The organism is Micromonospora sp. NPDC005367 (genome assembly GCF_040606825.1).
In the GTDB taxonomy this organism is placed as follows: Bacteria; Actinomycetota; Actinomycetes; order Mycobacteriales; family Micromonosporaceae; genus Micromonospora.
Genome location: NZ_JBEXFP010000019.1, coordinates 1 through 17,247 on the forward strand (window position 1 = coordinate 1; position 17,247 = coordinate 17,247).

General features: G+C 68.5%; 20 protein-coding genes. 6 read left to right on the forward strand and 14 right to left on the reverse strand.

From position 1 onward, the window contains the following. Positions 1-23: 23 nt before the first annotated feature. Positions 24-200, reverse strand: coding sequence for a hypothetical protein (locus ABZS42_RS15660; RefSeq protein ID WP_355145694.1), 177 nt, complete (start codon positions 198-200; stop codon positions 24-26). An 83-nt stretch (positions 201-283) separates the two neighbouring features. Between ABZS42_RS15660 and ABZS42_RS15665 the strand changes: the two genes are divergently transcribed. The 3 genes from ABZS42_RS15665 to ABZS42_RS15675 are packed head-to-tail and all read left to right on the forward strand — an operon-like array spanning position 284 to position 1,697. Further along, entirely contained in the window at positions 284-874 is a 591-nt protein-coding gene (locus ABZS42_RS15665; protein ID WP_355145696.1) for a helix-turn-helix domain-containing protein, read from the forward strand. Further along, positions 871-1,506: a DUF2637 domain-containing protein gene (locus ABZS42_RS15670; RefSeq protein ID WP_355145698.1), complete on the forward strand. Its 636-nt coding sequence runs from the start codon at positions 871-873 to the stop codon at positions 1,504-1,506. The genes ABZS42_RS15665 and ABZS42_RS15670 overlap by 4 nt, the downstream gene beginning before the upstream one ends. A gap of 8 nt (positions 1,507-1,514) precedes the next feature. Further along, positions 1,515-1,697: a hypothetical protein gene (locus tag ABZS42_RS15675; RefSeq protein ID WP_355145700.1), complete on the forward strand. Its 183-nt coding sequence runs from the start codon at positions 1,515-1,517 to the stop codon at positions 1,695-1,697. Positions 1,698-1,734: 37 nt separating this feature from the next. Here the strand turns inward: ABZS42_RS15675 and ABZS42_RS15680 are convergent, their stop codons facing one another. Continuing rightward, positions 1,735-1,920: a hypothetical protein gene (locus ABZS42_RS15680; RefSeq protein ID WP_355145702.1), complete on the reverse strand. Its 186-nt coding sequence runs from the start codon at positions 1,918-1,920 to the stop codon at positions 1,735-1,737. Between the two features lie 116 nt (positions 1,921-2,036). Between ABZS42_RS15680 and ABZS42_RS15685 the strand changes: the two genes are divergently transcribed. Beyond that, positions 2,037-2,354, forward strand: a complete 318-nt coding sequence (locus ABZS42_RS15685) for a hypothetical protein (RefSeq protein WP_355145878.1) — start codon at positions 2,037-2,039, stop codon at positions 2,352-2,354. A gap of 53 nt (positions 2,355-2,407) precedes the next feature. On the opposite strand, the gene ABZS42_RS15690 is transcribed toward ABZS42_RS15685, so the two are convergent. The 6 genes from ABZS42_RS15690 to ABZS42_RS15715 form a co-directional block, all read right to left on the reverse strand. Next, entirely contained in the window at positions 2,408-2,563 is a 156-nt protein-coding gene (locus tag ABZS42_RS15690) for a hypothetical protein (RefSeq protein ID WP_355145704.1), read from the reverse strand. Between the two features lie 391 nt (positions 2,564-2,954). Further along, entirely contained in the window at positions 2,955-4,010 is a 1,056-nt protein-coding gene (locus ABZS42_RS15695) for a phage portal protein (RefSeq protein WP_355145706.1), read from the reverse strand. A 155-nt stretch (positions 4,011-4,165) separates the two neighbouring features. Further along, the gene (locus ABZS42_RS15700; RefSeq protein WP_355145708.1) at positions 4,166-5,359 is read right to left on the reverse strand and encodes a phage major capsid protein; all 1,194 of its coding nucleotides are present in this window, start codon (positions 5,357-5,359) and stop codon (positions 4,166-4,168) included. A 1,965-nt stretch (positions 5,360-7,324) separates the two neighbouring features. Continuing rightward, complete coding sequence (locus ABZS42_RS15705; protein ID WP_355145710.1) at positions 7,325-7,798, reverse strand: hypothetical protein; 474 nt, start codon at positions 7,796-7,798, stop codon at positions 7,325-7,327. Positions 7,799-8,066: 268 nt separating this feature from the next. Continuing rightward, positions 8,067-9,584, reverse strand: coding sequence for a recombinase family protein (locus ABZS42_RS15710; protein ID WP_355145712.1), 1,518 nt, complete (start codon positions 9,582-9,584; stop codon positions 8,067-8,069). A 36-nt stretch (positions 9,585-9,620) separates the two neighbouring features. Next, complete coding sequence (locus ABZS42_RS15715) at positions 9,621-9,770, reverse strand: hypothetical protein (RefSeq protein ID WP_355145714.1); 150 nt, start codon at positions 9,768-9,770, stop codon at positions 9,621-9,623. 368 nt (positions 9,771-10,138) lie between these two features. Here ABZS42_RS15715 and metF point away from each other — a divergent pair, with 368 nt between their 5' ends. Beyond that, complete coding sequence (metF, locus tag ABZS42_RS15720; RefSeq protein WP_355145716.1) at positions 10,139-11,056, forward strand: methylenetetrahydrofolate reductase [NAD(P)H]; 918 nt, start codon at positions 10,139-10,141, stop codon at positions 11,054-11,056. Positions 11,057-11,095: 39 nt separating this feature from the next. Further along, positions 11,096-11,788 (forward strand): CDP-alcohol phosphatidyltransferase family protein, encoded by a 693-nt coding sequence (locus tag ABZS42_RS15725; protein WP_355145718.1) that lies wholly within the window; start codon positions 11,096-11,098, stop codon positions 11,786-11,788. Positions 11,789-11,798: 10 nt separating this feature from the next. Here ABZS42_RS15725 and crtI read toward each other — a convergent pair whose 3' ends face one another. From crtI to ABZS42_RS15755, 6 genes are all read right to left on the reverse strand, one after another. Continuing rightward, positions 11,799-13,283, reverse strand: a complete 1,485-nt coding sequence (gene crtI / locus ABZS42_RS15730) for a phytoene desaturase family protein (protein ID WP_355145880.1) — start codon at positions 13,281-13,283, stop codon at positions 11,799-11,801. Positions 13,284-13,293: 10 nt separating this feature from the next. Beyond that, positions 13,294-14,421, reverse strand: a complete 1,128-nt coding sequence (locus ABZS42_RS15735; protein WP_355145720.1) for a glycosyltransferase family 2 protein — start codon at positions 14,419-14,421, stop codon at positions 13,294-13,296. After that, complete coding sequence (locus ABZS42_RS15740) at positions 14,418-15,287, reverse strand: carotenoid biosynthesis protein (RefSeq protein ID WP_355145722.1); 870 nt, start codon at positions 15,285-15,287, stop codon at positions 14,418-14,420. The genes ABZS42_RS15735 and ABZS42_RS15740 overlap by 4 nt, the downstream gene beginning before the upstream one ends. Further along, entirely contained in the window at positions 15,284-15,835 is a 552-nt protein-coding gene (locus ABZS42_RS15745; RefSeq protein ID WP_355145724.1) for a GNAT family N-acetyltransferase, read from the reverse strand. Before ABZS42_RS15745 ends, ABZS42_RS15740 begins: the two co-directional genes overlap by 4 nt. Beyond that, a complete protein-coding gene (locus tag ABZS42_RS15750) occupies positions 15,832-16,569 on the reverse strand; it encodes a monooxygenase (protein WP_355145726.1) in 738 nt (245 codons plus the stop codon). Before ABZS42_RS15750 ends, ABZS42_RS15745 begins: the two co-directional genes overlap by 4 nt. Before the next feature lie 73 nt (positions 16,570-16,642). Continuing rightward, positions 16,643-17,131, reverse strand: coding sequence for a YbaK/EbsC family protein (locus tag ABZS42_RS15755; RefSeq protein WP_355145728.1), 489 nt, complete (start codon positions 17,129-17,131; stop codon positions 16,643-16,645). Positions 17,132-17,247 lie beyond the last annotated feature (116 nt).

Genomic DNA, 17,247 nt, shown 5'->3' on the forward strand with positions numbered 1-17,247 from the left:
GTTGGCGTGTTAACCAACCGGGTCTAACGTCTCGATCCGTTCCATCGGCCGGCGCCGCTCGGCCCGGTCGCCGACGGGGCGAGCCGGCGGGCGCGGGTCGCCGCGTCGGCCAGCAGTTCGACCGGCACGGCCAGGACGACGGCGAGCCAGCGCAGCCAGAAGTCGCCGGGCACCCGCACCTGCCGCTCCCACCTGGACACCTCGTGTCGGGCAGGTTTACAGCCTGCATAGATCGCCCCGGCGGCGCTGGAACGCCCCGGGGCTGGCCCGGAGGTACCCGGACATGCACGACTTTACCCATACCCCTGCTGGCGGCGCTGCCGCCGTGAAAGTGGCCCTACTGGCGTCCCGCGACCTCCGCGCCAATGAGCGGCTGATCCTGGTTGCGATCGCTGCCCACACCAACCGCGACGGGGACGCCTGGCCGTCCGTCGCCACCATCGCTGAGTACGCCGGGGTGAGCACTCGCACTGTGCAACGGTGCCTCGTCAAGCTGGTGCAGCTCGGCCGCCTGGTCGTGCGCCAGGTCGCCAACGTCACCACCCGGGTTTACCGGCTGGTGACCGGACAGCCTGCCGGGGGTGACAGTGAGCGCCAGGGGGTGACGAACGGCGGCCCTGGGGGTGACAGCCCCAAGGTGTCGCCCGAAGTTGGGGAAGATCAAACGAAGTTGAAGGGCCGCGCTGCCGCGCGGGACTGGCGTCGATTCCTCCCCAAGAACAAAACCCCGCAGCAGCAGCCGTGCGGATACCCGGAGCGGCGTGGTGCCGCTCTGCCGCCGGACCGTCGGACGGACCGTTGCCCCCGGCACATCGGGGAGCGTGCCGACAACTGCCGTTGCTGCCGCTCGGAAGCTCTGGCGGTTGGCCGATGAACGGCCGCCGCCTGGCGTCGATCGCCGGAACCGTTGCCGTCACTGTGATTGCCGCTGTCGGCTCTTACGATCACATGCGGGAACTTGCCCTAGATGCCGGTCAACCGGCGTTCCTGGCGGCCCTGCTGCCGCTGTCCGTTGACGGAATGATCCTGGTTGCCACCCTGGCTCTCGGGGACGGCCGACGGTCCCGGTGGTCCGCCTGGTTGGCGTTCCTGGTAGGCGTGGCCGCTTCCCTGGCGGCCAACGTCCTAGTAGCGGAACCTGACGCGGTGTCCCGGGTTGTGTCCGCCTGGCCCGCCGTGGCCCTGCTGCTCACCGTGGAAGTGCTCGCCCGTTCCGGGAAGGGTGCCGCTGTTGTTCCGGCGGAAGTAGCAGGAGCTGTTGTGGCGCAGCGGGAAACGGACCCGGAGGAATCGACGCCTGACGACTCCGCGGTGACCCCCACGGACGGCCCCGGCGGGCCCGTGGCCCCGGAACCTGAGCCGCCCCGGCGGAAGCGTCGCCCGACCGCTGAAACTCGTCGCCTGGCAGTCGCCATGCTGGCGGAACCTGGCACCACGCGGGAGGCTGTAGCCGTCGCCCTCGGCATCTCTGACCGCCGTCTCCGCACCGTCCTCAACGCCGCTTAGGAGCAGTGATGATCACCGAAATGACCCCGGGCCAGTGGATCGCCGTTGTTGACGGCCCGGTGACCCTGGCGGAACTGATCCACCTTGCGGCGGAACTTCCCGAGGGAGCCGTCATGACGGACAGCGAGGTTGACGGGGACGGCCGCCTGTACGCGACGTTCGAGGTTCACCGGGTGGTCTCGCTCGACTGAAGGAGCAACAGGAAGGGCCCCGGGACGCCGGGGCCCTTCACTGTGCCAAGTCTGGCCGGTGCTCCCTGATCCACGCCTCAACGTCGGACTTCCGCCACACCTTGCCCTGCACCAGGTCCGCCACCGGCTCAGGGAAATTCCGGTGCGACGTGATCACGTACACCCGCTGCTTGCTGATGCCACCGAGCATTACGCGAATCTCCGCCGCACCAACCAGCTCCATACATTGGACGGTAAAGAGTTGTCCCGGGTACTTGACCCGGGTCAACGCTCCCGGTCACCGTATTAGGTATGGAACAGGCCGCCAACGAAAGCCCCGTGTACGCCCGCCCCCACGTGATGCCGCCCCGGCCCGATGCGCAACGCCACCCGGGACAGCTCGACCCCCACCGGCCCCATCTGCCACGGCGGCCCCTATGGAAATGCAGGGTGTGCCCGGACATGGATTGGCCGTGCCCTCCGGCCCGGCTGCTGCTGGGTGTCGAGTACCGGCGCAATCTTGCCGGGCTCGCCGTGTACATGGGGCAACAGTTGGCGGCAGCGATGGAGGATTTCGGGCGGCTCGACACGGGCACCCCGCCGAACCCGAACGTCTTGTACGAACGGTTCATCACGTGGATTGAACGCAAGCGGGAGGTACCGCTCACGCGGCCGTGAACGATCACCGGCGGCGGAGCGGGCCGGGCGCCATAACACCCGGCCCCGACGAGCTACCGCAGGAATGCCGTCAGCAACCCAGTGGCGGCTACCAGCAGGGCAGCCGCGCTACTCAGTACGCCCGGCAACGTCTTGAGGTAGTCCAGGATCACGGAGTGCGGATTCCGTGTCCCGTTGTCGTCCTGCTCGTTTGTTGGTACGGTCGCCACGCTGACTCCTTGTCGAAACCGAGGCACGGTGGAGTAACAACGAGTCGCCAGCGACGCCCGGTCTAGGCCCCGGGCGTTCGCTCTTTCCATCCCCCCGTGTGTGGGGGACTTGTTGCGACTACGTCGTTACCGCGATCAATTGCAGCCGCCGGGCGGACCCGGGTCAAGTCGGGCCTGCGCGTCGGCGCGTCGGTGCTTGCGTCCGGCCCATCGTAAGGCCAAACCGGGCACCCGCTAACCCAACGTGCGAACGCACCTCGGGTTATTGCGTGCCTTCCGCGTTCGAGCCTAAGGCTTCGAAGTTCCCGGTTCCAAGCAGCCGCACGCGAACGACTCGGGAGGAAAGCCACTTTCACCACAGAAGGTAGCGGGAGTTCGCCGCGAATGTGTCCTAAGCGGACTTGTCCTCAGGAGTGACCGGTGTTCCAAAGTTGCCGGCCCCGCCGGCCAGCGGCTCGCGGTCCTCAAGGGCCCGCACCTCGTCAACCGACATGAAACCCGACTCAATGGCGGTCCGGTAAGCGGCGTAACGCTCAGACGTCTTAACACGCATCCTCGCGTTCACGTTGAACCGCAGCGACTGACCCTCGGGCAGAATGGCGGAGAACGCCTGCTCGATACGGATAAGCCACGGCATCAACGTCTGCTGCACAAACCAATTGTGCTGTTCCTCAACACCCGTACCCCACGAGCTACTAACCGTTGGGTCGAGCATGTAAGCGGGCACCCGGAAGATCCCGGCGATATTCAGCCGGTTGAACCGCTGAGTATCCAAAAACTGTGCCTGCTCAGGGGTTACCGAAATGCTCGTCCACTTGGCACCACCCGTGAGGACGCCTACCGCGTGAGAGTTCTTAAGCCCGGCGTGACTCTTCTTGAGCAGCCGGCCCATGAGGGCAATCTCTTCAGGGTTAGCCTTTCCCGGATGCTCAATCACACCGGAAAGGGTGGTGCCCTGGCTAAAGAAGCGCGAGCCGAATTCCTCCGTAGCCAACCCGGCCCCAATGGTCTGCCGGGCGTTCTCAAGAGGCGACAGACCACGCAGGCTGTTCGCCTGTGCGAACCCCTTAACGTGGATTACATCCCGGGCGGTAAAGGTCTTATCCGCAATCTTGTAAACCACCGAGGAACGGTCCTCGGTCAGCTCAACGCGCACAGTGCGAGGGTCAATCGGCATCAGCGCAACGACCCTGCCATTGCCGCCACGAACTACCTGCACAAAGGCGTTGCCGTCTGACAGAAGGGAAGTCATCACCTTCTGCCAAAAGTCGAACGGCGTATCAAACGGGTTGGGCTTACTCAGCCACACCGGACCCGGGGCAGGCTTGCGGGAGTCACCAACAGACCGCACAACATCAACGGGAAGACTCGCCACGGCGTCAGCAACAAGAGAAACGCACGTGTAGACAGCCGACAGGTTAAGCGCCGAATCCTGGTTTACGTTCACCCCGGACCATGTGGGACCGTGAGCCGTGAAAGCCTCGGCCAAACCGCTAGCAGGGCTGATAGCCCGCTGTTCCCTCTTCCGATTCCAAAAAGCCATTAGGTCACCTCCTACAGAAAAAAGCCCCGGGCCCAATGAGGGCCCGGGGCAATCGGGGATCAGAGAACGCCAGCGATCCGCACAACAGCGGCCGGGTTCGGAACCAGAATGTCCGCGCGCATCTTCGCGGCAACAAACGTCTCATCCGTGGTGCCAAAGATGTACGGGTTAACGTCAAACACCGCGTCCTCACGGACGACCGCGTACACCTCGGAAGGCACGTAAACGTAAATCGAGCTAGCGCCCGTGCCGGTGCCCTGAGTTTCGCTGGTGCTCAGATTGCCGGACAGAAACACCGGCCGACCAAACAGCCGCTTACTCACACCGTCCGACGCGCTACCGGCGCTGTTCTGAATCAGCGACTTGTTAGAACCCGTCGCCTCCTTCAACTTGAGGATCGAGCGCCAGACCTTAGGCGGCATCACGATCACGGCCGACTCATCATCGGCGTTCGCCTCGGCCAGCATTCCCAGCGCGTCCGCAATCGGGTCAAGCGACGCGAGAGCGGCGCCGTTCGTGCCCATCGAAACCGAGCCGATACCGGCAACGTTCTTGAGGCCACGGACATTCGGCGCAGTGCCGTTGCCCTCAAACGCGGAAAGGTCGAAAGCCAAACCAACCGAACGGATCAGCGACTTACCGAGAGCGTCCAAGGCGGACGGCTTAGCGTCCGCCAGAACCTCATTCGCAACCCGGGAACCCTGAGCAAACTTGCGCGGAACAGCGGTAAGGCTCTCAGCATTCGGGTCCGACAGCGGAATAGCGGCAGCCTCAGCGATCGCACCGGCCGAACCATCCGCCGTCAGGTGCGGAATGACGATGCTGTCACCCGTGGTGCGAATGACGTTCACGCCGGAACGGAAAATCACCGACTGCTTAGCCAGGAAATCGACCACAAACGTGGCGTTCTCAGCCGGGGTGAAAGCCGCACCCATACCGGCAGCGCCAGAAATGGCGCGAACCTCAGACGCCAGCAGATCACCGGCACGCACCTCGGTACGGGTACCGGGGACACCAACCGGGTTAGCGGCAATAGCGGAACGCTGCTCAGCCTCAACGGCCGCGCGAGTCTCCACCGGGGCAACCTCGGTTCGCTGCTCAACCTCGGCCGGGGCAGAAACCTCCGGGGCCATGGTGTCGATAGCAGCGTTACGCGACTCAACCGGAAGGGCCGGGTTGTCGGCGATCTCAATCAGGTTGTTAACCAGGGCGGCACGCCGGGCGTGCAGGGAAACATTGTCAAGTGCAGACAAGACAGTCTCTCCAATTCAACAAAAAAAGCCGCCCCGACCGGGACGGCTTAAAGGTCTTTTGCGTTTTCAATTGTTGTGGAGTTGTCTATTCAGTTGTCCCGCTAGTCAGCGGTCCGCGTTCACTTTGCCGCTCGGGCGTCAATAGCGGCGCACGCAATCAGGCGATCAATGTTCGCCCACCTGTCCTTGCCCTCTACCATGTGCCGGTTCATTCGGCGGTAAAACTCAACCGCCATGACGTCAAGGTCGGAAGCGTCAAGCTCCCGGAATGCCGAAACAAGGCTTTCCATCCGTTCCACTCCCTCCATACAAAGAAGGGGCCCGGCTGGTTTCCCAGCCGAGCCCCTAACCCCTATCCCGAATTGGGTTCACCCACCACCCTTACCGCTTTAAGCGGCGGGCCGGCCCTCATATGACCAGGCGTCCGGGAAAGCCGCCAGAAAGTCGAGCAGTTCGGGGGTGGCCCGCAATACCCCTCGCGTCCGCAAACCGTGCTTAGGCTTACTCAGCCGGGTATTGATACCGGCATGCCGCAGCTTCCGAAGCTCGTTATCCCGGGTCTCCTGACAGGCAGCGGAACACAACTCCTTAGGCCGTCCCCGCCTAGGCTGCCCGGCATCAAACCGCCGATTACACACAAGGCAATTGCGGTAGCGTCCGGCCCGATTCTGGGCCCGCTGCCAATCCTGCCGACGCTGAATAATCAGAGCCTCACGGGCGCGCAACGCATCCAGCCATTCCGGACACACGTCGCCGTCGAGCGGGTGGCCGTCATTGTGCGTGCTGCACCAACGGTAATCCTTCACTAGCACTTCTCCCCCCACTCCGCGAAAAAGTCCTCAAGCGTGTAAACGTCCTCCTGGGCCTGCTCGACCACGGCAGGCTCAGCCGCCTTCCGTATCTTCCCGGCACGGCTACGTGCCTTCCGGTCCGCAGCGGCCCGCCGCTGACATTCCGTACGGTCGCAGAAAAACCGATTGCCCCTAACCGGGTTGCCGCAGACGCGGCACTTCTTGAAATTGTGAATGACTAGCCTCCTTCCGAAAACGTGACAGCAGATGTCACGAAGTGTCACGGGGGAATGTCACGGCGTTTCGCGCGTTTCCGCAGGTCAAGCCGCGGATTCGACTGTTTGTGACCAAGGAATGTCACGAAGTCACGCACAAAAAAATCCCCCTAGGAACCGGGGTCCAGAGGATGGAGCCGGGAAGTTCTGACCGCCCCCTGCACCTGATTGCGCGCGTCCGTCATGCTCAGGTGGTGACTACGCGCATTCAGCACCGCATGAGGGAGGCTCGCCGCCGTCCGCAGACGCCCCCGCCTGCCAGGCCACGTCGCGAACTCGCCCGTGACGTCCTGGTTAACGTGCTAGCGAACCTCATTGCGGCTGGCGTGCTCTATCTGCTGGCAGTAGCCGCCGGTTACCTCACGGCCAATCGTGTGTTGGTGGCGGTTGCTAGTGCTTCGACTCTAGTGGCATGTGCCACGCTCGCACGTTCTATTAGGCTCGTCTGGGTGAATCGGCACGCACGACGGCTGTACACAGTAACCAACCTGGTGTTGTTTGTCTCGCAAATTGGTTTCTACGTAATTGCCCTTGTCGCCCTCATGTTTGCATTGCGGTAGCGCACCCCCGGGCAGTTGAGCATGACCACGGGACGGTGGTGCTGTCAGTCTTTCCCCACCCCTGCGACATCAACCAGAACACTCTTGCTGTTTGCCTTTGCTGGTTGAAGAAGGGTCTATCTACCCAGACAGCCCCACGGGACTGTCCTTACCTTGGCGGGTTGAACCTTGCGTAGCCCTAGGCGAAGCAAGGTTGTTAGCCGGTGTGTCGTTTCGCTCCACCCCGGCACACGACAGTGACAGTGACAGTTCATAGGGACAGTCATAGGAAAAGGGACAGAGACAGAATAGGTAGTCAGCAAGTCAGTCACGGACCGGAGTCGCCGGCCGTACGCTCTGTCAGTAGGGCGGGGCTTCCACGGCGCTCCACGGATCGCTGACAGCGGGGCTCACAGGTGCCCCGGCGATCACGTCGAAGTCGTCGTCTTCCTCGACGTAAGGGATGCTCACACGAAGGGTCGCAGCGGTTCCGCCACCGTTCGGACCACCACGGGAACCAGCGTTTTTGACCTTCTGCAACCAGCCGAGCTGACGCGCGGCCGTCACCAAATCCTGAGCCTTCCGGGAACTACCCGCGCCCATCACGTCGGCAACCTTGCCGTAGCCGACGCGGATATTCTCTCCCCACGTGCCGTAAAGCGACATGCGTAGGATGAAAAGCTTGAACCCCTGCCACGTTTCCTCCGTGGCAATGTGGTGTTTGCGGGCAACCTCAGCGGCTACACCCTCAGAGGGCAACGGTTCTTCCATCAGCGCCCGCTGCCAGTCGAGATACGCGCTAGCCTGCGCGCTCCGATCCTTTGAATACGCCATGTGTGGGCAGACTCCTCCCCGGACGATGATTGGTGAATGCGTGTAAACGGCGTGCTGCCGTGTCGCAGACAGAGAACGGGCCCAATCGTGGGGCCCGTCTACGTGGCTGATTCCCCGTATCGCCGGGGTTGCTGGGTAACTTTATCAGCGACCAACACCCCGGGCCGGGTTGTCAGTGTCCCACGGCTTGTAACGCACCTTAGGCGCAGCAGAAAAGCCCCGGCGGGCAACACGCTTAGCCGGGGCTTTTAGGGGCTTACAGGGGCTCTCACGCCGTTCTAGCGACACGATCCAACACTCGCCGCTGTAGGTCGTGGGGAATCTCCACCGACACCCGGCCGCCAGACTCACCGGACGGCAGGCCAGGCAGCAGGGACCGCGTACGTACCGGATCAGCGTGCAGCGTCACCCGCAACCCCGACGACAGCAGAAACGCCCGCTGATCCTCCGCCGACGCCAGGCCGTCCCACACCTCGCGGAACGTTCGCCCGGTAGGTACTTCCTCCCAGCGGTCAGGAATAGAAGGAGTAGCCTCCAGTTCCCGCTTGCGCTGGCGTAGCGCCAGATAACGAGACTGAAATTCGGCGTCCTCGCCCTCAAACAACCCGGCGTCCCGGTCCGTCCTGAGTTCCTGCAACCGGCGCTCAATCTGTTCTAGCTTTGCCGCGCTGTCCTCACCCGGAATGAGCCGCTTCTCCGTCATCTCCAGACCGCCTGCCAGCAATAGCAGGGACTCGACGGCATGCCGCTCTAGTTCGTCAGCACGCATCGTCTTCGCAGAACAAGTCTGAGGCGAAAGGTTCCTGCCCTTGCAGCGGTAATACTGATGCTGCCGGGGGCCCTTGTTGCCACTTGCGTAAACCCGATAGAGCGGCAACCCGCACTCGCAAAAGGCAATGTGCAGCAGCGGTGCGGTCGAAGCGGTGCGAGTTTTTCTTTTCGACAGCTTCTCTAGCGCATCCTGTATTTGCTTCCACTCCGCGTACGTCAACAAGGGGTCCGCACGCCTAACCGGCAGGTCATCGCTAGACGTGACAGGCTTGCCCGCAATCTCCATCTCGCCCAACAGGGCGCGAGACCTGAGCATTGGAATGAGTGCCGTCGTTTTCCACTTGTAGCCCTTCATGGGCTTACCGACGGACTGCCGGTAGTGGTCCGATGGAGTGGGTATGCCGCGAGAGTTGAAGTCAGAACAGATGGCATTCATGGAGCTGCCGCCCAGGATACGCCGCACAATCTCGCGGACGTTTTCGGAAGACACAGGATCGTGAATGAGCGTCCAACCGGCATCCGGAAGCCGTTCCGGCTTGTATCCGTACGGGGGCGTACCGCCGTGCCAGCGACCGACCTCGCGCGCCTTCCGCTGAGAATCCCCGGCCCGCTCCTTGATCGCGTCACGCTCAAACTCGGCGAACATGGCGAGCATTTGCGAGATCATCCGCCCGAAGCGGTCTGACGTGTTGATCGGCTCCGTGGCCGACGCAACTACCTTCCCCCGCGTCTCCGCCCACTCGATCAACTGCACGAAGTGCAACAGCCGGCGTGACAGACGGTCAACTTTTGCGCCAACGATCCCGTCGAACTCATCCGCCTGGCCCCGCAGCCACGGGCCCAGATCGGGCCGGTCCCACGGGTTCTTATCTCCCGACACGTCTAGGTCTTCCGCCCAGCCAACGATGGTGTGCCCGTGTAGCTCAGCCCACTTGGTCACCGCGTCACGCTGCCGCTCAGGCGAAGTGGATTCGTCCGTCTCCCGGCTGAGCCGGATCACCCCGAGTATGCGCACGTCAGGCAGTGTAGAGGGTTGCTGTAAATCTGTTTGCTACGCTACCTCGTGGCGGCTCAGCGTCGGGATGCCGGCCGCGGCGCAGAGTTCGGCGGCGATGCGCCGCTGACTCCAGCCACGGGCCAGCCGCAGCTGAGTGAGCAGCGGCCCGAACAGCAGCGGGTCGTCGGGCGGGGACGAGGCCATCGGTCCTCCGGATCGGTCGCGGGTACGGCGTCACGGCCCGCCCTTCGGTCGACCGCACCGCCGCTGACAACGGCGACCCCCGCACGGCCCCCCCGTGGCGTCCGGCCGCGGCCGGCTCCACCCGCGCTGCCTACTGGATACCCCCGGGGTACGACGCTTTCTGCGCCGTCGCCGGGTTCCACCACGCCCCGGTCGCCGTGCGCCGGGCCCGCCGGGACGGCAGCCGTCATGTGCCGGGCCGCCGCCGGCGCGGGCGGCCGTCGTGTCGCCGGCCGCCGACGGGCCGGTACGTCCGCCGGGGTTCCGCTCAGGTGCCCGCGGGTGGGAAGGTCACGGATCCGGCGGGTACCGCCCGCTAGAGTCGGGGCGTGGCGCTCGGTCTCCCCTCTGTCCTCCCCAACCCGCAGCCGGCGATCGGGGAGCTGATCCGTGAGCGGCAGCCGACCTTCTCGTTCGAGTTCTTCCCGCCGAAGACAGTCGAGGGCGAGCGGCTGCTCTGGCAGGCGATCCGTGAGCTGGAGTCGCTGCGGCCCTCCTTCGTCTCCATCACCTACGGAGCCGGTGGGTCGACCCGGGACACCACGGTCGCGGTGACCGAGCGGATCGCCACCGAGACCACCCTGCTGCCGATGGCCCACCTCACCGCGGTCGACCACTCCATCGCCGAGCTACGGCACGTGATCGGCCGGCTGGCCGGCGTCGGGGTGCGCAACATGCTCGCGGTGCGCGGTGACCCGCCGGGCAACCCCGGTGGCGAATGGGTCCCCCACCCTGAGGGCGTGCTCTACGCCGAGGAACTGGTCCAGCTGATCCGTGCGGCCGGTGACTTCAGCGTCGGCGTCGCCGCCTTCCCGTACAAGCACCCGCGCTCGCCCGACGTGGCCAGTGACACCGAGCACTTCGTCCGCAAGTGCCGGGCCGGCGCCGAGTTCGCGATCACGCAGATGTTCTTCGACGCCGACGACTATCTGCGGCTGCGGGACCGGGTGGCCGCCGCCGGTTGCGACACACCGATCCTCGCCGGCGTGATGCCGGTGACCCGGATGGCCACCATCGAGCGGTCCGTCCAGCTCTCCGGGGCGCCCTTCCCGCTCGCGTTGGCCGCGCGGTTCGAGAAGGTCGCCGACGACCCCGAAGCGGTGCGCCGGCTCGGCATCGAGCAGGCCAGCGAGATGTGCGGCCGGCTGCTCGACCAGGGTGTGCCGGGCATCCACTTCATCACTCTCAACCGGTCCACCGCCACCCGGGAGGTCTGGCAGAACCTCCGGGTGGGGGCGCGGCCCTGACACCTCCCGACACCTGATCCCGGCTGGGACGGTTGGTCAGTGGTGGGCACACAGCTGATGAACTGGGACCAGTACGCCACGGTGTGGGCGCGGCTGCACGGAGGCTTCGACCCCCGCCGGGCCGCCCCCGTGGTGCGCGGCTGGCTGCGCTTCGCCTACCACGTCGGGTACGTGCTGGGCCGGCTCCGGGTCGGTCCCACCGCGGTGACCGTGGCCGGTGTGCTGCTCTGCGTCTGTGTGCCGGTGTTCGCCGTACGACCGGTGGACGGGCCCTTCCTCGGGGCGCTGTTCGTGCTGCTTGCCGGGGTGGCGGACAGCGTCGACGGTGCGGTGGCGGTGGTGACCGGCCGCACCACCCGGCTCGGCTACGTCTACGACTCGGTGGCCGACCGGATCGGTGAGGCCACCTGGTTGGTGGCGTTCTGGCTGGTCGGCGCGCCGGGCGCGCTGGCGGCGGCGGGTGGTGCGCTCTCCTGGCTGCACGAGTACGTGCGGGCCCGCGCGGTCTCCGCCGGGATGCGGGAGATCGGCGCGGTGACGGTGGGGGAGCGGCCCACCCGGGTCCTGGTCGCACTGGGTGGGTTGCTGGTGGCCGGGCTGGCCGGGCTGATCGAGCCGGATCTCGCGGCCGGCACCATCACCATGGCGTCCGCGGTCTGGGTGCTGCTCGCCGGCTTCGGTCTGGGTCAGCTTCTCGCCGCCGTCCGCCGCGCCCTGATCGAGGCCGGCTGAACTACGCCGGCTACGCGGCGGCGCCGATGTCGGTGGCGACGATCTGGGCGGAGAGGGTGACCATCGGCAGACCGCCTCCCGGATGGCTGGAGCCGCCGACGAGCCACAGCCCGTGCACCGGGCCACGGTTGGCCGGCCGGAGCAGGCCCCCGGCGGTGCCGTAGATCGCCCCACCCGGCGCGCCGGTCGACGCGTCCAGGTCGGCCGGGGTACGGATCTCCCGGAACAGCAACCGGTCCCGCACGTCGACGCCGCGCGCCGCGAGCACCTCCAGGACCCGGTCGGCGTACGCCTCGGCGAGGCCGGGCCGGCGCCAGTCCACCGCGCCCGTCGAGGTGCCCTGGCGGGCCGCGTTGACCAGCACGAACCACGCCTCGTGGCCGTCCGGCCGTACCAGCGGGTCGTCGGAGACGGTGACGAAGACCGTCGGGTCCGGCGCCGGGCGGGCCCGCACCCCCCGTCCCGGGTCGCCGAAGACCGCGTCGAATTCGGCGTCGTGGTCGCCGGGGAAGAACACGTTGTGGTGGGCCAGCCCGCTGGAGCCGGTCACCCCGAGCAGCAGCACGAATCCGGCCAGGCTGCGGTCGGTGAGCCCGGCCAGCCGGCGTGGGCTGGGTAGCAGGTCCCGGTAGAGGGTGAGCGCGTCGCAGTTGGCCACGACCACGTCGGCGGGGACCGGCTTGGCGACGCCGTCCAGGCGTACGCCGTGCACCCGGCCACCCGCCGCGTCGATCCGCGTCACCGCGGTGCCGGTCTGCACGACCACGCCGAGGTCCAGGCAGCGCGACAGCAGCGCGTCGGCGAGCGTGCCCAGCCCACCCCGCAGGTACCAGCCGCCGTACGTCAGCTCGGCGTACGGGACGGCGACCAGCGCGGCCGGCGCACGACGCGGGTCGGCGCCGGTGTACGTGGCGTAGCGGTCGAGCAGCATCCGCAGCCGCGGGTCGGTGAGGTGGCGGCGGCTCAGACCGCGCAGCGTCCGGCCCGGCGCGATGGCGGCCAGGTCGCCGAGCCGCCAGGCCAGCGCGGCCAGGTCCCGGGGCGAGTCGATCGGGCGGCGCAGCACGTCCCGGGAGGAGGCGGCCCACACCCGGGCGGCCCGCCGCCAGAGCTGCTGCCAGTCGGCCGCCGCCCGGTCGCCGAAGGCGGCGCCGATCCGGGCGGCGAACTCGGTCGGGTCGGCGCAGGAGTCCAACGTCGACCCGTCCGGGAAGACATGGCGGACGATCGGCTCCAGCGGCACCAGGTCGAGGTATTCGTCGAGCTTCGCCCCGGTCGCCTCGAACAGGTCGGCGAAGACCTCGGGGAGGGTGAGCAGGCTCGGCCCGGTGTCGAAGTGGAACGGGCCGGCCGAGGTGTCGTGCACGTGGCGGCCCAGTTTGCCGCCGACCGTGTCGGCCCGCTCGAAGACGGTCACCTCGTGCCCGGTGGCGGCCAGCCGGGCGGCGGTGGCCAGCCCGCCGACCCCGGCGCCGACGACCACGATTCGCGCCATCATGCGCCTCCTAGCTGACCGGGCGGCCCCGCCAGGACAGCCGCCGCCGCTTCCGCAGATGGTACGACCGCAGGGTCAGCCAACCGAGGAACACGACCGACACGGGGTGTGCCAGCGCGTCGGGCCACCACCGGCCGCCGGTCGCCCGAGCGGTCACCACCCGACCGGCCACCCCGAGCAGGTACGCCGCCGCGGCCACCAGCGCCGCCGGCACCGACCCGGTGATGAGCGCGGCCACCACCAGCAGCGGTGGCGCGGTGTAGAGCAGGAGCAGCAGGGCCAGCACGGCGGCCGCCGCGCCCGGATGCCCGAACGTGGCCCAGAGCGACTTCGAGTAGCCGTCGCGCAGCTGCCGCCAGTCCGAGTACATCCGGCAGGCGGCCAACCGCGAGGCGTCGGCGAGCGCGATCCGGCCACCCGCGCGTTTGACCGTCCGGGCCAGCTCGATGTCCTCCAGGACCCGGCCGGCGACCGCGGCGTGCCCGCCCGCCCGCAGGTAACCGGCCCGGTCGACGGCCAGGAACTGCCCGCCCGCCGCGGCCAGCGACGGCCGTGGCGAACGCTCCATGGCCCGCAGCGGCAGGAAGGTCAGCCACAGCCACTGCAGCAGCGGCTGGACCAGCCGGTCGGTCGCCGTCGCCACCACGATCCTGGGGTACGCCGACAGCAGCGTCACGTCGGCCGAGCGTAGTTCGGTGACCGCCGCCGCCACGGCGTACGGGGTGAGCACCACGTCGGCGTCGACGAAGACCAGCACGGTGGCCGCCGGGTCGGCCCGGGTGGCCAACTGCCAGCAGGCGTACGGCTTGCCCAGCCAGCCCGGCGGCGGAGCCGCCCCGGTGAGCAGTGTGACCCGCGGATCGTCGCCGACGATCGCGCGGACCACGTCGGGCGTGCCGTCGGTGGAACCGTCGTCGAGCACCACGATCCGCAGGCCCGGCACCGCCCGCTGGCCGAGCAGCGCCCGCAGGCACGGGCCCACCCGCTCGGCCTCGTCACGTAGCGGCAGGAGCACCGCCACCGGCTCGGTCACCTCGCCCGGGGGCGCTGCCGGGCGGCGTAGCCAGCGGGCGGCGTTGACCAGGGTGTGGCCGGTCAGCACGGCCACGCCGAGAGCGAGCGCGATCAGAGCGGTCATGCCGGCGCGTCGACCCCGGAGGGCTGCGGCCGCCAGGGCCGGGGCCGGCCGCCGGGTCGTCGGGTCAGCAGCAGCGACACCGCCAGCGGCACGGCGGTCACCCCCATGCCGGCCGCGCCCCAGAGCGCCGAGGCGGGCAGGTCCAGGAAGACCGCGTGGGCCAGCACGCTGGAGGCGTACGTCCAGAGGTAGAGCGCGAACATCGGCGCGTCCCGGCCGTCGGTGGTCGTCATCCCCGGCCCGGCCAGCGGACGCAGCGCGCTCATCAGCAGCACCGCGAACAGCAGCCAGCCGAGGTAGTTGCTGAGCGGGACGCCGGGCAGGCCGGGCAGCGCCGGAACGGCATCCCGCCACCGCCAGTAGCCCTCGGCCACCATCTGCGGGTCGAGGAAGAGGTCCCAGGTGGCCAGCCCCAGCGCGGCCAGCGCGACCCGCCGCAGCGCGAGCCGGCCGGCAGCCGGGCCGCGGGTCGTGTGCCCGGCCGGTGGGCCGCCGGGCACAGCGCTGAGCCGGACCGCCGCCAGCCAGGCCGGCCAGGCCATCCAGGTCCAGGCCAGCGGGATGATCAGCGGTACGCCGGCCACCTTCGGCCCCAGCTCGCCCGAGTAGTCGTAACTGCCGAACGGCACCCCCGTGGCGACCCCGACCGCCTCGACGGCGAACCCGCCGCCGGTGGCCGCCGCGACCAGCGCCGCCGCGGTGCGTGGACCCCGGCTGAGCAGGGCGTGGCCGACCGAGAGCAGGTAGCCGAGGCCGACGGTGGCCACGGTCAGCCGCGCCCGGGTCGTCCCGGCGGTCAGCGGGTAGCAGATCTGGGCGAGCACCAGCAGGGCCAGCAGCGCCCAGGGCAGCCGCCGCCGGATCATGTCGCGGGAGGTTCGAGCGGCAGGTCCCGCCCCAGCACGCCGAACGGCCGCTCGTCGCCGGGGAAGTGGAAATCGCGCAGGATGTCCACGAAACCGAACCGGCGGTACAGTCGCCAGGCCCGCGACTTCTGCTCGTCGGCCTCCGGAGTGGAGAGCAGGGTGGTGGTCCCCTCGGCCATGGTGAGCAGCGCGCGCAGCTGGCCGGCGCCCAGGCCGTGCCCCTGCGCCGGCGGACGGACGTGCAGCTCGACCACCTCGAAGCAGTTGGTCAGCCAGCGTTGCCGGGCCGGCGGCTCCAACGCCCGCTGCACCTGGTCGTGCCACCACTGTCCGGACGAGCCGAGGTAGCCGTACCCGAAGCCGGCGAGGTGGCCCTCGCTGGTCAGGCTGGCCACGGCGCGGAATCCGGGCCGGCGGACATGGGTGGCGATGTAGCCGCGCCGGGCCTCCAACAGGTCGATCCGGTAGCCCATCGCCTCGCCGTAGACGGCCACCACGTCGTCCAGCCGTCGGACGAGATCGTCCGGGGTCCACCGCACCAACCTCATGCCCACCCACCTCTCGTGTCCTGGTCGTTCGCGACCCAGCCCAGCACCGTGCGGTCACCGACCACGTCGCGTATCTCGAACCGCGCGAAGAGTTCCTCGGCGTACCACCCCTCGACGGGGGTACGCGTGATCGCCGCGCGGTGCTCCGGGTGACGGTACGCGAATGCCACCAGGTCCGCCGGGTCGCGCCACACGCTGACCGTGCCCTGCCAGCCCAGCGGGGCCTCGCCGACGCCGAACCGGGCCAGCAGCCCGGGCGCGGTGCGCAGGGCCGCGGCCACCGGCGGGACCGCCCGCCAGAAGGTGACCGCCCGTCGGGCCCGCAGCCGGGCCCGGGTCAGGGCGAGCACCGGGCCGCCGACCGGGCCGCCGGCCGGTTCGCCGAACGGACGGCGGCGCGACCACTCGCCCCGGCTGGCCAGCGGCCGCAGGTCGAGCCGGACGGCGGCGCGGGCGATCCGTGCCCAGGCCCGGCCCACGGGTGTGTCGTCGAAGCCGGCCGCCGCGGCGGGGGAGTCCCAGACGGTCAGCGCCGCCCACCGGGTCGGGTCGGCGTCGCCCGGCCCGAAGCCGGTGCCGGTCCCGGTGCCGAGCAGCTTGCCGAACCGCACGCCGGCGGTGGCGCGCAGCCGGCGCGGGTCGAGCGCCATCCGGGTCAGCGCCCGGGGCAGCTTCGCCGGGGCGGTCCGCCACACGTGCAGCGTGACCAGCTCCGGGACGTGCAGCTCGTTCACGCCACCGCTTTCCGCTGCGCGGTGGCGCGAGGCGCCACGCTGCTGCGCCCGGCGGTTCGCTCGCTCGGCTCGTTCACGCCACCTCGGCGGGGGTGCCGGCGGTGATCCGGAGCAGTTCGTCGTAGGTGCTCGGGAAGACCGCCTGGGGCACGCCGCCGGCGGCCCAGATCTCGCCGTACGCGGCCAGCGCGGTGTCCACGAGGGTGCGTAGTGGCCGCGGGTGTCCGAGCGGGGCGACACCGCCGATCGGCTGACCGGTGTGCGTGCGGACGAATTCCGGGGTGGCCCGTCGCAGCCGGGTGACTCCGATCGACGCGGCCAGGCCGGCGGCGTCCACGCGGTGCGCGCCGGAGGTCAGTACGAGCAGCGGCTCGCCGTCGGCCTCGAAGAGGAGCGAGTTGGCGATCTGGCCGACATCGACGCCGAGCGCCTCGGCGGCCGCCGAGGCGGTGGGCACCGCCGCGGGCAGTAGGCGTACGGCGCTGGGTGTGCCGGAGGCGTCGCGGGCGTTCGCGTCGGTCAGTGCGTCCTGCACCGCCCGTACGTTGGGGTGTGGCTGCATGGGGTCATTCTTCCCGGTGTTCTCCGCGCCGGCCCGACCGGCCACGCCGTGTCCCGGCCCGGGTCGCCCGCCCTGCTGGCACCCCCGGCGGTCCGGCGCGTCACACGTTGCATTTT